Source organism: Myxococcales bacterium (assembly GCA_012517325.1).
Classification (GTDB): Bacteria; Lernaellota; Lernaellaia; order Lernaellales; family Lernaellaceae; genus JAAYVF01.
In genome coordinates this window covers 21,866-35,015 of sequence record JAAYVF010000113.1, presented here as the reverse complement: position 1 = coordinate 35,015, position 13,150 = coordinate 21,866, and the positions used below count along the sequence as shown (strand labels likewise).

The 13,150-nt window shown below is 63.5% G+C and carries 11 protein-coding genes; 6 read left to right on the top strand and 5 right to left on the bottom strand.

The window, feature by feature from the left end; genetic code table 11:
* Positions 1-231: 231 nt before the first annotated feature.
* Positions 232-2,262, top strand: coding sequence for a hypothetical protein (locus GX444_19060; protein NLH50680.1), 2,031 nt, complete (start codon positions 232-234; stop codon positions 2,260-2,262).
* Between the two features lies 1 nt (position 2,263).
* Here the strand turns inward: GX444_19060 and GX444_19055 are convergent, their stop codons facing one another.
* From GX444_19055 to ispD, 3 genes are read right to left on the bottom strand one after another with little or no spacing between them, the layout of a single operon-like run.
* Positions 2,264-3,688 (bottom strand): glutamate--tRNA ligase, encoded by a 1,425-nt coding sequence (locus GX444_19055; protein ID NLH50679.1) that lies wholly within the window; start codon positions 3,686-3,688, stop codon positions 2,264-2,266.
* Positions 3,685-4,167 (bottom strand): 2-C-methyl-D-erythritol 2,4-cyclodiphosphate synthase, encoded by a 483-nt coding sequence (locus GX444_19050; GenBank protein ID NLH50678.1) that lies wholly within the window; start codon positions 4,165-4,167, stop codon positions 3,685-3,687. The genes GX444_19055 and GX444_19050 overlap by 4 nt, the downstream gene beginning before the upstream one ends.
* On the bottom strand, positions 4,164-4,865 hold the full coding sequence (gene ispD / locus GX444_19045; GenBank protein ID NLH50677.1) for a 2-C-methyl-D-erythritol 4-phosphate cytidylyltransferase: 702 nt from the start codon (positions 4,863-4,865) through the stop codon (positions 4,164-4,166). Before ispD ends, GX444_19050 begins: the two co-directional genes overlap by 4 nt.
* Before the next feature lie 113 nt (positions 4,866-4,978).
* On the opposite strand from ispD, the gene GX444_19040 reads away from it, so the two are divergent.
* The 3 genes from GX444_19040 to GX444_19030 all read left to right on the top strand — a co-directional run bounded on the left by GX444_19040 (position 4,979) and on the right by GX444_19030 (position 9,472).
* The gene (locus GX444_19040) at positions 4,979-5,821 is read left to right on the top strand and encodes a sugar phosphate isomerase/epimerase (protein NLH50676.1); all 843 of its coding nucleotides are present in this window, start codon (positions 4,979-4,981) and stop codon (positions 5,819-5,821) included.
* A complete protein-coding gene (locus tag GX444_19035; GenBank protein NLH50675.1) occupies positions 5,818-6,810 on the top strand; it encodes an NAD(P)-dependent oxidoreductase in 993 nt (330 codons plus the stop codon). The genes GX444_19040 and GX444_19035 overlap by 4 nt, the downstream gene beginning before the upstream one ends.
* A gap of 109 nt (positions 6,811-6,919) precedes the next feature.
* Positions 6,920-9,472: a glycosyltransferase family 1 protein gene (locus GX444_19030; GenBank protein ID NLH50674.1), complete on the top strand. Its 2,553-nt coding sequence runs from the start codon at positions 6,920-6,922 to the stop codon at positions 9,470-9,472.
* On the opposite strand, the gene amrB is transcribed toward GX444_19030, so the two are convergent.
* On the bottom strand, positions 9,459-10,703 hold the full coding sequence (amrB, locus tag GX444_19025; GenBank protein ID NLH50673.1) for an AmmeMemoRadiSam system protein B: 1,245 nt from the start codon (positions 10,701-10,703) through the stop codon (positions 9,459-9,461). The two genes, GX444_19030 and amrB, sit on opposite strands and share 14 nt — an antisense overlap.
* A 332-nt stretch (positions 10,704-11,035) precedes the next feature.
* Here amrB and GX444_19020 point away from each other — a divergent pair, with 332 nt between their 5' ends.
* Both GX444_19020 and GX444_19015 read left to right on the top strand, forming a co-directional pair.
* Positions 11,036-11,479: a hypothetical protein gene (locus GX444_19020; protein ID NLH50672.1), complete on the top strand. Its 444-nt coding sequence runs from the start codon at positions 11,036-11,038 to the stop codon at positions 11,477-11,479.
* 102 nt (positions 11,480-11,581) lie between these two features.
* Positions 11,582-12,322 (top strand): DUF1573 domain-containing protein, encoded by a 741-nt coding sequence (locus GX444_19015; protein ID NLH50671.1) that lies wholly within the window; start codon positions 11,582-11,584, stop codon positions 12,320-12,322.
* Between the two features lie 3 nt (positions 12,323-12,325).
* On the opposite strand, the gene GX444_19010 is transcribed toward GX444_19015, so the two are convergent.
* Positions 12,326-13,150 carry a hypothetical protein gene (locus tag GX444_19010; protein ID NLH50670.1) on the bottom strand — a complete coding sequence of 275 codons (825 nt, stop codon included), beginning with the start codon at positions 13,148-13,150 and terminating at the stop codon, positions 12,326-12,328.

The following is a 13,150-nucleotide window of genomic DNA, read 5'->3' as shown; positions in this document are numbered from 1 at the left end:
TGCCTTCGATTTTTGCGTCCGCGAAATTTCCTAGGGAACTTCCGGTTATCGCCGCGAGTTTATCCCGGCCCGCCGAAGAAAGACAATCAGCAGATTGAATTTCCGCCGGTTCGCCGATCATCCACGCGGCGGGCCGCATTCTCGCTTCCCGCTTTCCGGCAAATATTGTAAAAGAGTTTTGTTGTTCACAGGAGTCGGAAAATCAACACCCTCAACGCCGGTCTGCCCAAAATGCTGCGCGTCAGGCTGCACGCCATGCAGCGGCAAACGACAAACGGCGTCGTCTGGCTGCAAACACACCCGACGTTCACCGTCCTTTTCCTTTCCCTTCTAGTCACCCTGATCCATCTCCGCCTGCTCTTTCTATTCCCGCCGTTTGACGGCGATGCCTTCGAATACGCTTCGGCGGCCCGCAATCTGGTCCGCGAAGGCGCCATGCTGACCAGTCACGTGCAGGGATATTTTTCCGGCTTGCCGCCGCTGGTCCGGCCGGCCTGGGATCGAGCCAACCTGTTGACGATCATTCTGGCGCCGTCGTATTTGATCTTCGGCGATACCTATTGGACGTTATACGCGCCGCTGCTCGTCGCGCTTTTTTTCCTGCCGCTGCTTGTTTTCCGCTTCACCCGGCGTTGGATCGGCGAAGGCGCCGCGTGGTTCGCCGCCGTGGCCATGATGCTTCACCCGCGACTGATCGCCTACGCGACCAGCGAGGACGCCGCCACGCCCGATTTGTGGGTGCTGCTGTTAGCGCTGCCCGCGCTCGACTGCTTTTTGCAAAAGAAATACCTGCGTTCCGGCCTGTTCGCCGGGGGCGCTTTTCTTTTCCGCCTCAATCACCTGGCGACGCCGTTTTTACTGCTGGCCGGTCTGGTTTTGGGCAAGGATCGGAAGGAGCTGCGCAATCCTCGCCTATGGGCCGGGTTGGCGATCGCGGGGTTGTTGTTTTCGCTGATCTTCATCCGCAACGCCCTGCTGTTCGGCAACCCGTTTTATTCCGATCAGTTCACCTCGCCGCGCGGCAGCGGCGCCAAAGCGGTCGAGCAGCATCGGCGCGATTTCATTTTGCAGCATATTCTAAGTTTGGAAACCAAACCGTTGGATGAAGACCTGAATCCCGCTTTCTCGCTGACCGAACGGTTGACTTTTCTCCGTTACAACCTGCCGAAAGTCCTCCGTGGGGTAAACAGCCGAGTGACCTCCTATCCGGGTTTGCCCGCCATACTATTTTATTTGTTGGCGCCTTTCGTTTTGATCGGATTATATCGACAACTAGGTTCCACGCCGGGCCGGATCCTAATCATTTGGCTGACCGGTCATCTTTTCTTCGTAGCCGCGATCCTGAGCGCTTACGAAGACCGTTTTTACCTGCTGTTTTTCCCGTTCCTGTTCGCGCTGGCCGCCGACGGCGTGTTGTGGACCGCAGAACGGCTGTCGGTCCGGCAGTTCGGACCGGCGCTGCTGGCGGTGATGCTGGCCGGCGAATCGTTCTTCGCCTTGATGAACGGGCTGGTCCGCACGCCTCGGCCGGAGGAGAAGCAGTTCCAGGCCGAATGGGCGCAGACCATCGCCTATCTGCGGGAGAACTCGCCGCGCGACGCGGTCATCATGACCTTCCCCCTGTGGTCGCCGCACTTCCTGGCCGACCGGCACACGGTGCCGCCACCGTACGGCCCGCTGGCGAATCTCGAAACCGTCGTGCGACATTACGGCGTCGGCTATTTTCTCTACGGCTTCCCCGTAGACGATTTCCGCTTCCCCGCGCTGCCGTTCCTGCACGAAATCAAGGGCGGGCGTTTCGTCCGGCTCTACGCGATCGACCGCGATCCGGCGGTACTAGCCGCCGCGCTCGAACAGCCCGAATGGCGCGATTTCAATTTTCTCGATGCCGCCCTACCGCCGGGAAAGTACAACGACCGAACCACCGCCTTTTTCGGCGAAGTCGCCTGGCGATTGGCGGGGTACGCGGGGGTTTTGCTCTGGCTGTTTCTGGTGGCGGGATTTTCACTCGCGCTGGCCTATCCGCAACGATCCATCCGCCTGCCGGCGGCGTTCGCCGGCGCGGCCGTCCTGATCGCGGTTGCGATTATCGGCCCGTATTCGGTGCCGCCGGTCCTGGCGGCGCCGGGTATCATCCTCTCGCTGACCCTACCCTTGCGACGCGGCAAGGCCTGGGTTCACGGCCTACTGGCGGTCGCGGCGTTTTCGCTGTTTTTCCGGATGGTTTACCTGGCGTCGCTCGGCATTTCCGCCGGCAATTGATTCATCCCTCGGCGGCCGCCAAAGCCCGACGAAGTCTCGTGAGGGTCTCGCCCCGGCCGAGAACCGCCGCGAGTTGCGCCAGTTCCGGCCCGTGCAAATCGCCCTGCAACGCCAGGCGGATCGGCTGATAGAGCTGCTTGCCCTTCGCGGCGGTCCGCTCACCGGCGGCAGCGATCGCGGCCGTCATTACGGCCGCGTCGAAATCGGCGGACGTTTCGATCTTCGCCACCAAGGTGTTGAGCACGTCGCGCGATCCCGTGGTCCGCAATAGCTGCAATTCGGCCGCGTCGAAATCCGGCGGCACATCGAGCGCGGCGATCTTCTCGGCCAGTTCGCGCAGCGTGCCCGCTTCCTCGGCGAACAGAGCCAGGCGATCATCCAACCCGGCCGGCTGCCGGTCGCCCAGGAAAGGCCGCAACGCCGCCGCCCGCTGGTCCGGCGTCGCCCGGCGAATCCAGCGCGCCTGGCTGTGCTTCAGGTCGGGCAGTCCCAACCGCGCCGGCTTTTTCGCCAGCGTCTCGACCTCGAAGGCCGCCGCCAGCTCCGCCAGGTTCCGCGCCTCGGCCGGCGCCGCCCAACCGAGCCGCGCCATGTGCGCGGTCAGCACCTCGGGGACGTATCCCTGGTCGCGCAAATCGAAAATGCCCAGATCGCCCAATCGCTTGGAAAGCGGTTTGCCGTCGTCGCCGACGATCAACGGCAGATGGCCGAAGGCCGGCGGCGGCGAACCCAGCGCCTGGAAGATCAGCAATTGCCGGTGCGTGTTGGTGAGGTGATCCTCGCCGCGCAACACGTGGGTGATTTTCATCAGGATGTCGTCGACCGCGCCGGCCAGGATGAAGCCCGGATCGCCGTTCGAGCGGACCATGATGAAATCGTCGAGGTTCTTCAGCGCCACTTTCACCCGGCCGCGCACCAGGTCGCGGAACTCGATTTCGCCGAACCGCGGCGTGCGGAACCGGATCGTGTGCGCCTCGCCGGCGGCCAACCGCGCCTGCCGCTCCTCGGCGGGCAGATCGCGGCAGCGGCCATCGTAGCGCGGCGGCAGTTTGGCGGCGGCCTGTTGCCGCTTCAATTCGTCCAGCCGCTCGGCCGTGCAGAAACACGGATAGGCGTTTCCCGCGGCAATCATTTTTTCGACGGCGTCCCGATAGTACGAGCGCCGTTCCGACTGCCGATAGGGCGCGAAAGGACCGCCGACGTCGGGCGCCTCGTCCCAATCCATCTTCAGCCAACGCAGGGTGTCGTAGATCTGTCGCTCGTAGCGGGCTTCGGAGCGGGTCGTGTCGGTGTCCTCGATTCGCAGGATGAACACGCCGCCGTGCCGGCGGGCGAACAGGTAATTGAACAGCGCCGCCCGCGTGTTGCCGATATGCAACGGACCCGTCGGGCTGGGCGCAAAACGCACGCGCACTGGATCGGTCATTTCACTGGCTCCAATAAAACGACGGCATGGGCGGCGATGGCTTCGCCGGTTCCCGTGAAGCCCAGGCCTTCCTCGGTTTTCGCCTTGACGTTGACGGCTTCCGGCGCCGTTTTCAGCACGGCGGCGAGGTGCTCGCGCATGGCCTCGACGAACGGCGCCAGGCGCGGCCTCTGCGCGACGACGGTGGCGTCGACGTTGCCCACCCGCCAGCCGGCCGCGTGGGCCCGCTCGACGCAAATGCTCAAGAGCCGCAGACTGTCGGCGTTTTTGTAGTCCGGGTCGGTGTCCGGGAAGTGGCGGCCGATGTCGCCCAGGCCGGCGGCGCCGAGCACCGCGTCGGCGATCGCATGCGCCAGCACATCGGCGTCGGAGTGGCCGAGCAACCCTTTTTCGAAGGGGACGGTCACGCCGCCGAGAATCAGCCGGCGCCCCTCGACCAGACGATGCACGTCATAACCGTGTCCCACGCGCAGGTTCATTTTTTCTTCTCCGCCCACAGGGCCCGCGCCAACAGCAGGTCGGTGGGGGTGGTGATTTTGATGTTGCGGTCGTCGCTTTCGACGATGACGATCCGGCCGCCGGCGCGTTCGATCAACTGGCAGTCGTCGGTGCCCACAAATCCTTCCGCGCGCGCCCGGCGATAAGCGTCGACCAGCGTGAGGTAGTGAAACGCCTGCGGTGTCTGGGCGGCGTACAGCCAGCGCCGGTCGGGCGTCAGGCGCACGAAACCGTCGTCGGTGATGGCCTTGATCGTTTCCTTGACCGCCGCGGCGACCAGGGCGCCGCCGAAATTGGCGGCGGTGCGGACGGCCCGGTCGACCAGCGCCGGTTCGACGAACGGGCGCACGCCGTCGTGCACGGCGACCACGTCGGGCAGGAGCCGCATTTTCTCGATCGCCTGGAGGCCGTTCCAGACGGACTCCTGCCGCGTTTTACCGCCCATGACGACGCGTTCGACCTTGCTCAATCCCTGGCGTTCGACGATCTCGTCGCGGCAATAGACCACGTCGCCCCGCGGCACGACCAGCACGATCCGGTGCACCGTTTCGGCGGCGCTGACCGCCTCCAGGGTGCGCTGCAGGATCGTCCGACCGCCCAGATCGAGATACTGTTTCGGCACGGCCGCCGCCATGCGCCGTCCCCGGCCACCCGCCACGACAATGGCCACGTTCAACATGCCCGATTTCTCCGCCCGCGGTTGAATACGGGCTTACTTTAACGCATTTGCCGCCGTTTGCACCCCCACTTTTTTTTGGTATCGTGACCGCCCCGAACGAGGTGCGGTCTGCCATGCAATTGGCCCTGGATTGGTGGAGTTACCATCATTCGTTGCGGCAACGTCAAATCGACTACGTGGCCATGATTCGCCGCGCCGCCGAACTGGGCGCGAGTGGCGTCGCCCTCGAATATTTCGCCTTGCCGGCCGACTGGCAGCCGCAACCCGTCAGACTGCTTTCGCTGCAAAGCGAAATGCGACTTCAATATCTGCTGTCGTTCGGCATCCCCCTGACCGCGTTACCGACCACCTGGGCTTGGTACGGCCGCCACCTGAAGGCCTGCCTGTCGCTGGCCGCCGCGCTCTCCAGCCCGTTCATCTGCCTGCCAGTCCGGGAGGTCCACCCGCTGCCGACCGGCCCCGGCCTGACCCTGCCGCTGACCGACCGCCAGCTCGTTCGCCGGTCCGTGCGGCATTTGCAGAAATTGTGCCGACTGGCCGCCGACCGGCACTTGCGCGTGGCGATCGCCGACGATCCCGGCATCGCCCCGGAAACCCTGCGGGAAATCGTCGAGGCGGCGGATTGCCCGAACCTCGGCCTGTCCGTCGGCACGCATGCCGGCGGCCGCGAGGATCCCTATCGGCGCGTTTCCTTGCTGGCGCCCTGGATCGTCTACCTGCGCTGCGGCGACATGGCGCGGGCCGGCGCCAAGGAAGGCGAGCTGCCGCTCGGCGACGGGCGAATCGATTTCAAAGCGCTGCTGCGCCTTTTGTGGCGGTTGGAATACCGCGGCTTCTGCGGCGTCCGGATCGACGCGCCGTGGCGGCAAAGCCGGCGGGAGGACGAATGGGTCCGGCGGAGTTTCGTCCACCTGGCCGCGATCCGCGAGACGTTGCAAAAGGAGGGTTCCTGGTGATTGCTATTACCGGCGCGGCGACGCCGCTCGGCCGTGAACTGATCGGAATGTTCCGTGAAAAAAATCAACCCGTGCGGGCGATCGACCGACTCGAAATGCCCTGGTTCGCGGGTTGCGAGATGGTGCTCGGCGATTGGTACGACCCGCCGACGATCGAACGCGCCGTCCGCGGCGCCCAGGCCGTCGTTCATCTGGCCGAAGCGCGCCCCGGCGACAGTCGCTTATGCGATTTCCGCTCGCCCGATTACGACAAGGAACTGTTTCGCCTGAACCTGGAAAGCACACGCCGGCTGGCCGAAGCGGCGCGCGATGCCGGCGTCGGCCGGTTTCTGTTCGCTTCGTCCGAGAGCGTCTACGGACCGCCGCCGCCGGAATATCCCTGCAGCGAACAGGCGCCGACCGAGCCTCACGGTCCCTACGGCCGCTCCAAACTGGAAGCCGAACTGATGCTGCTGGAAATGCAGCGCCGCGGCGAACTGGATTCGGTCATTCTGCGGTTGGCGCCCATTCTGGGGCCGTTTTACCCCCGGGAAGCCGTCATCCGGCGTTTCTTCGAGTTGGCGCTCCGGCATCTGCCGATTCCGGTCGCGGGCAACGGCCATCTGTTGAAACACTGCCTGCACGCGCGGGACGCGGCCGAATTGGCGGAGCGCTGCCTCGCCCGACCCCAGGCCGGTGGCCGGATCTACAACGCGGCGGGCCGCGGCGCCGCCACGATCCGCGACATCGTCCAAACCGTCATCGAAACGCTGGGCAGCCGCAGTTTTTTGACCCCGGTGCCGCCGGCGGTCCTGACGCTCGCCGATCGCCTCGGCCGGATGGCGGGCCGGCCGCTGATCGACCCCGAACAGGCCCAAAATCCGTTCCGCCACACGTGTTTCAGCACGGGCCGCGCCCTGGCCGAGTTGGGCTGGCGGGCGCGCTATGACACCCTGGAAACCTTTGCCGAAGCGGCCCGGTGGTACCGGGAACATGTCTGGAAAAAGTAAAAATCCGCTTTTTTCTTTTAGCGAACAGTGGTAACTATCCTTCATCGCTCGTCGGCATTCGGCCGGCGAGGGCGTAATACCGGACGGCTAGCTTATTCAAGGAGCCATCATGCCGACTGTTTATACCTATGAAGTAGTTCCACGACTGCCGCAAAAACTCTCGACCTTGATGGACATCGCCTACAACATCTGGTGGACCTGGAATCACGACGCGATCGCCCTGTTCCGGCGCATCGATCGCGACAAGTGGGAGGAATACAACCACAATCCGGTGTTGCTATTGGGCCGCATCAGCCAAGCGCGGTTGGAAGAACTGGCCAACGACGACGGCTTCACCTCGCACCTCGAGCGGGTCTACAAGGATCTGCAGACTTACCTGAACAACAAAGGTTGGTATCACAAACATTATGGCGACACCAACGATCTGATCGCCTATTTTTCGATGGAATTCGGCCTGACCGAATGCCTGCCGATCTATTCCGGCGGCCTGGGCGTCCTGTCGGGCGACACGATGAAAAGCGCCTCGGACCTCGGCCTGCCGTTCGTCGGCGTCGGCCTGGCTTATCAACAGGGCTATTTCCGGCAATACCTCAACATCGACGGCTGGCAACAGGAGCAGTACCCGACCAACGACTTTTTCAATCTGCCGATGAAGCCGGTCTATAACGCCGAGGGCAACCTCGTCAAAGCGCCGATCTGGTTCCCTCACCGGACGGTGATGATGCAATTGTGGCTCGTCCAGATCGGCCGCGTGCCGCTTTACCTGCTGGATACCAACTGCCCGGAAAACGATCCGGCCGACCGGAAAATCACCGACACCCTGTACGGCGGCGACCAGGAAATGCGCATCCAGCAGGAAGTCGTGCTGGGGATCGGCGGCATCCGCATGCTGGAAGCGCTGAACCTCACCCCGACGGTCTGCCACATGAACGAGGGTCACAGCGCCTTTCTGACCCTCGAGCGCATCCGGCTATTGCGCGAAAAAACCGGGCTGAAATATTACGAAGCCCGCGAAGCCATCGGTTCGGCCAACGTGTTCACCACGCACACCCCGGTTCCGGCCGGCTTCGACATTTTCGGCCCGGCACTGATGGAAAAGTACATGCGCGACTATCCCGAGCGCATCGAGTTGTCTAAAAAAGCCTTCTACGCCCTGGGCCGCAAAGACCCGGAAAACCAGGAGGAAGGCTTCAACATGGCGATGCTCGCCGGCCGGCAGGCCAGCTACATCAACGGCGTCTCCAAGCTCCACGCCGAAGTCACCCGCGAAATGTGGAAGGACCAGTGGCGCGACATCCCGCGCAACGAAATCCCGATTCACGCCATCACCAACGGCGTCCACCTGCGCGGCTGGCTGAGCCGGGAAATGGCCGACCTGCTCGACACTTACCTCGGCAGCCAGTGGCACGAGGATCCGGACGACAAATCCATCTGGAAACGGATCGAACAGATCCCCGACGAGGAACTGTGGCGCAACCACGTCCGCCGCCGCGAACGGCTCGTCGCCTACACCCGACGCCGCATGGTCGATCAGCTTCGCCGCCGGGGCGCCAACCGGACCGAACTGGACGAAGCCCTGGAAGTGCTCAGCCCCAACGCGCTGACCATCGGCTTCGCGCGCCGGTTCGCCACCTACAAACGCGCCAACCTGATCCTGCGCAATCCCGAACGCCTGCGCCGCCTGCTGTTGAGCGAGGACCGGCCGATCCAGATCATCTTCGCCGGCAAGGCACACCCGAAGGACGTGCACGGCAAGGAACTGATCAAGCAGATCATCCACTTCGCCCGCGAAGGGAACGTGCGCAAACGGTTCGTTTTCCTGGAAGACTACGACCTGAGCATGGCGCGCTACCTGGTGCAGGGCGTCGACGTGTGGCTGAACAACCCGCGCCGGCCGCTCGAGGCGAGCGGCACGTCGGGCATGAAGGTGGCGGCGAACGGCGGCCTGAACCTGTCGGTGCTCGACGGCTGGTGGGACGAGGGTTACACCCCCGACGTCGGCTGGGCCATCGGCAAGGGCGAGGACTACACCGATTACGCGACCCAGGATCACGTTGAAGGCAACGCGCTGTACAACCTGCTGGAAAACGAAATCGTGCCGCTCTACTACGAAATGTCGTCCGATCGGCTGCCGCGGCGCTGGATCCAGATGATGAAGCGTTCGCTGATGGAACTGGTGCCGTATTTCAACACCCACCGCATGGTCGAGGAATACACCGAAAAATTCTACCGGCCGGCGCTCGCCCGTTACCATCGCCTCTCGGCCAACCAGTTCGAAAAATCCCGCGAATTGGCGGCCTGGAAAGCCAAGATCGGCAAGCACTGGAAGGAAATCGCCATCACCAGGGTCGAATGGGACAAAAGCCGCATCTTCCAGGTGGGCGATCAACTCAGCGTCAAGGTGGAAATGAACCTGGGCACGCTCGAGCCGCAAGACGTCGCGGTGGAAATCTACATCGGCGCCCTGAACGAGAACGGCGAAATCACCCAAGGCCAGACGGTTCAGTTGATAAACGGCTCCCGGTTGGAAAGCGGCCTCTACCTCTATCACCGGGAAATCCCCTGCTCCGCCTCCGGCCGGCAAGGGTTCGGGGTGCGGGTGCTGCCCGCGCACGAGGATCTGGTGACGAATTTCGACCTGGGCGTGATTACCTGGGCGTAGCTTCTTTTCGTATCAGTCCTAGGACGGCGAAGCTGACCGCGCCCGAACCGTCCTCAGCCTTCCAGCAATGCAGGCTGGGTTCGCGGCCTTCGATCTCCGACAGGCATTGCAGCGCGTGGTACAACGGCGCCACGCCGCACACATTGCGCTCGTTTTCCTCGGCGATGATGGCGTTGAACAGCTCCTCGGCCCGGCCCTGGCCGATCAGTTCGAGCAGCCGCCGGTCGCGGGCCAGCGAGGTCTCGAGAGCGGCGTCCTCGATCGGTTCGGCCGCGCCGAACTGCGGACCGAGGTGGGCGAAATCGACGCTGGTCAGCACCAGGACGCGCTTCCCCTCGCGGTCGATAATCCGGCGCAGCGCCTGATGAAAGGCGCTGACGAACTCGACGTTCGCCGGATGCAGTTTTTGCTGCACGAAGCCGTCCAGGCTGCCGCAAATCACCGGCACGATCGCCGGACAACGGTCGCCGAAAGCGTGTTTCAGCGCCACCGCCGCCAGCTCGATGCTGTGCTCGTCGCGGTGACAGAACTCGTCGGCGAAGGCGTCGAACGGCAGCGCGGCCGCCAGTTCGTCCACCAGGTCGATCGCGGTGCGGACCTCGCCGAACGGCGTGTCGTAGTGTTTGCGGGTCAAGGCGAGCGGGTGGCCGTGCGATTGATGGTTGGTGCCCAGCACCACCACGACGTCGCCGGCGAACCGCCGTTTGGCCAAGGCATAGGCTTTGCCCCAGGCGGCGCTGCCGCGCAGGTAATCGATGTGCGGCGCCACCAGGCCGGCCAGATCGTCGCCCTCGTTGGCGATCGCGGCCGGCGCGGGCAAACCGGCGGCTTCGTAACCCCGGTTCAGGACCGCCGCGACCTCCTCGACGGCATCACCGAACCGGTGCGGCCGGACGGCCAGCGCCTGGAATTCCGCCCGCACGGCCGCTTCGCGGGCCTGGCTGTTGGGATTATCGAGCAGGTAGACGCGGTCGAGTTCGGCGATCACCTGTTCCAGTTGATCCATCGGCAGTTCGTGGCCCTCGGAAATCTGGCGCCAGAGATCGGCCAGGGTGGCCGCTTGGGTCTGGCCGTCGAAATACTGGAGGCAGAACAGGACCGGCCGGGAAATGGTGATCATGTGATCGGCCAGCCGTTGCGGATCGCGCAGCAGAAAGGATTCGTTTTCGTCCTCGCCGAGGGGAATGACTTCAACCGGGCGTAAGATCGGCAAAACGTCGTTCGGGTTCATCGTGGGTCCTTTGTCGGTTAATGCCCAGGCCCGGCGGCCTTGTTCCGTCGGCGGCTTTTTGATCGCCCAAGCATAGGGTATCCGCCGCCAAAAGATAGTGGGGGCCGGTGATTTTTCCATCCGGCCGCCGGCTCGTTCCCGGCTCGTTCCCGGCCCCTTCCGGTCACTGAATGGCGATTCATTCATCCCTTGCCTCCGCCCCCCCGAAGGGCTATACTGAGGGTTGGTAGTGTATGCCAACAATCCATTCCGCACCGAAGCAGGATTCGACAGTTGCGAGTGCAACCAAAAGATCAAACCGCGCATGGCGCATTACGAGGAGGCGAGTCATCATGAAGCTGAGTGAAGTCCCCATGAAGAAATTGATGGAAGTACTGCCGAAGCTCTCCCTGGGTCTGGCGGGCGATCCGGTGGTCTTCAACCTCACGACCGACGTCGAAGGCGATCGCGTGCCCTCGCCCCATTGGCACATGGCGTTCGATGCGGACGGTAAAATCTCCTGCGGCGAAGGCCACGATGCGTCCCCCGAGGCCATCACCTTCGTGCTGAAAATGGGCGGCGTGAACACGATGCTGGGCTTCATGCTCGACGGCCTGTCCGGCGGCCCGCGCAGCGCCATGATGTCGATGATGATGGGCAAAATCGGCATCGAGCCGTTCAACCCGAAAAACGTGAAGAAAACCGAAAGTTTCTTCAAGCGCGTGAAGACCGGCGAAGACGGCCTGAAAGACGTGCTCAAGACGGTCGGCCTGGACGTCACCGAATTCGACATCTAACCCGCTCGTTCGTGATTCCGGGGCGGCCGCCGTTCGGCCGCCCTTTTTGCTTGGTTGCGAATAACCCTTGCGATCGCCGAGGCTTTTTGACATCCTAACGCGGTGAAAAATCATCTCCTGATCGTCTTCTGTCTGCTGGCCTCCCTGGCTTGCGCCTCGGCCCGTCCCACCGACCGCGTGGCGACGGCGATTCCGGTTGAAGGCGTCAATGCCCGTTACGGTTTCGGCGAGGTCTACCAAGGCGAAAAAATCCGCGTCGAGTTTATGATCCTCAACCCCGCGCCTTATCAACTGTCGATCGAAGAGGTGGAAAACATCTGCGGCTGCACCACCACGATCGCTTCGAAAACCACCATCCGCCCGAACGGCTCGCTGTCGTTCTGGTTGATTCTCGACACCAGCCGCCTGTGGGGGCCGCAAAGCAAGAGCGTGATCCTCGACACCAACGATCCGCAGCGCCGGCAAATTCGCCTGACCATCGAAGGCGTGGTCCGCGAACGCCTGCGCTGCGAACCACGGCGCATCCAGGCGAAGTTGAACGAGGACGTTTACGAGACCACCGTGAAAGTCGTCAATTCCTCCGACGACTCGTTGGCGATCAACCGCTTGGAAATCGAACCGGCGGACCATCTGGCCGCCGTTTTCGTCGATCGCCAATTGCCGTTCACCCTGGCGGCCGGCGAATCGGCCGATTTGCGCTTTCACGCCGAATTGACCCGCCCGGGCGTCAAACTGGTCGGCCACGTGACGATCGGCATCTCCGCGACGGAACTGAGCCTCGAATTGCCGTTTTTCGTGGAAAGGTTGGAACCGCCGCCGCTACGGCGGCCGCGCAGTTTTTAACCGCTAACGGTTGACACCCAGCCGCGCTTCCAATTCCAGCTTCAACGCCTTTGCTTCGGCATTGCCCTCTTCGACGGCCAGCGCTTTTTGCACTTGCACGTAGGCGGGTTGCAGTTTGCCGCCGTTGGCGAACGACTTGGCGGCCAGCAGGTAGGCACGCGAAAGAAAATACGACTGTTTGCCCAGGCGCAAGGCGGCTTTGGTGGCCAGGTCCGCCGCCTGATCCCATTGTTCCCGCGAGAAACGCACCTCCGCCAGACCCAGATAGGCCTGGCCGCAACCGGCGTCGATCGACAAGGCGCGCTCGAAGCGTTTCTCGGCAAGGTAGTAATCCCGCTTTTCGACCAATTGCCGGCCTTCGCGCGCCAGCGACAAGGCGGCCTTGGCGCGCGAGCTGCCGCCCGTGCCGGCCAATGCCGCATCCAATTCCCGGCTGTCGGGTCTGTCGAGCGGTCCCTGCTTGCCGAGGGGTTCGCTCTGGCTTTCGGCCGGCGGCGGGGCGGCCGGTTCTTCCGGCAGGTCGCGTTCGCTGATCCGGTCCGCCGCTTCGTCGGCGGCTTTTTCCGGTTTCGCCGGCTTCTCCGGTTTCGCCGGTTTTTGCGGCTTGGCGCCCTTTTCGAACGGCTGCTGCATTTCCTTTTGCAACAGCCGCGCCAGCTCGTCCTCGCCGGCCGCGTCGGCCGCGGATTCCGGTTCGGGCGTCGGCGTGACCTCGTCCTCGTTGTTCAGATCGCGTTCGGCGATGTCCGGTCCGAGCGAGCGGGCGGCGCAACCGGCGGCAACGACGGTCCAGAGCGCCAAAACGGCGACGAGCCAAAAGTGACGCAC

What these genes read in the sequence shown, in the direction of transcription:
- GX444_19060 (NLH50680.1), top strand. Translation starts at nt 232, where the DNA reads ATGCTGCGCGTCAGGCTGCACGCCATGCAGCGGCAAACGACAAACGGC.
- GX444_19055 (NLH50679.1), bottom strand. Translation starts at nt 3,688, where the DNA reads ATGACCGATCCAGTGCGCGTGCGTTTTGCGCCCAGCCCGACGGGTCCG.
- GX444_19050 (NLH50678.1), bottom strand. Translation starts at nt 4,167, where the DNA reads ATGAACCTGCGCGTGGGACACGGTTATGACGTGCATCGTCTGGTCGAG.
- ispD (NLH50677.1), bottom strand. Translation starts at nt 4,865, where the DNA reads ATGTTGAACGTGGCCATTGTCGTGGCGGGTGGCCGGGGACGGCGCATG.
- GX444_19040 (NLH50676.1), top strand. Translation starts at nt 4,979, where the DNA reads ATGCAATTGGCCCTGGATTGGTGGAGTTACCATCATTCGTTGCGGCAA.
- GX444_19030 (NLH50674.1), top strand. Translation starts at nt 6,920, where the DNA reads ATGCCGACTGTTTATACCTATGAAGTAGTTCCACGACTGCCGCAAAAA.
- amrB (NLH50673.1), bottom strand. Translation starts at nt 10,703, where the DNA reads ATGAACCCGAACGACGTTTTGCCGATCTTACGCCCGGTTGAAGTCATT.
- GX444_19020 (NLH50672.1), top strand. Translation starts at nt 11,036, where the DNA reads ATGAAGCTGAGTGAAGTCCCCATGAAGAAATTGATGGAAGTACTGCCG.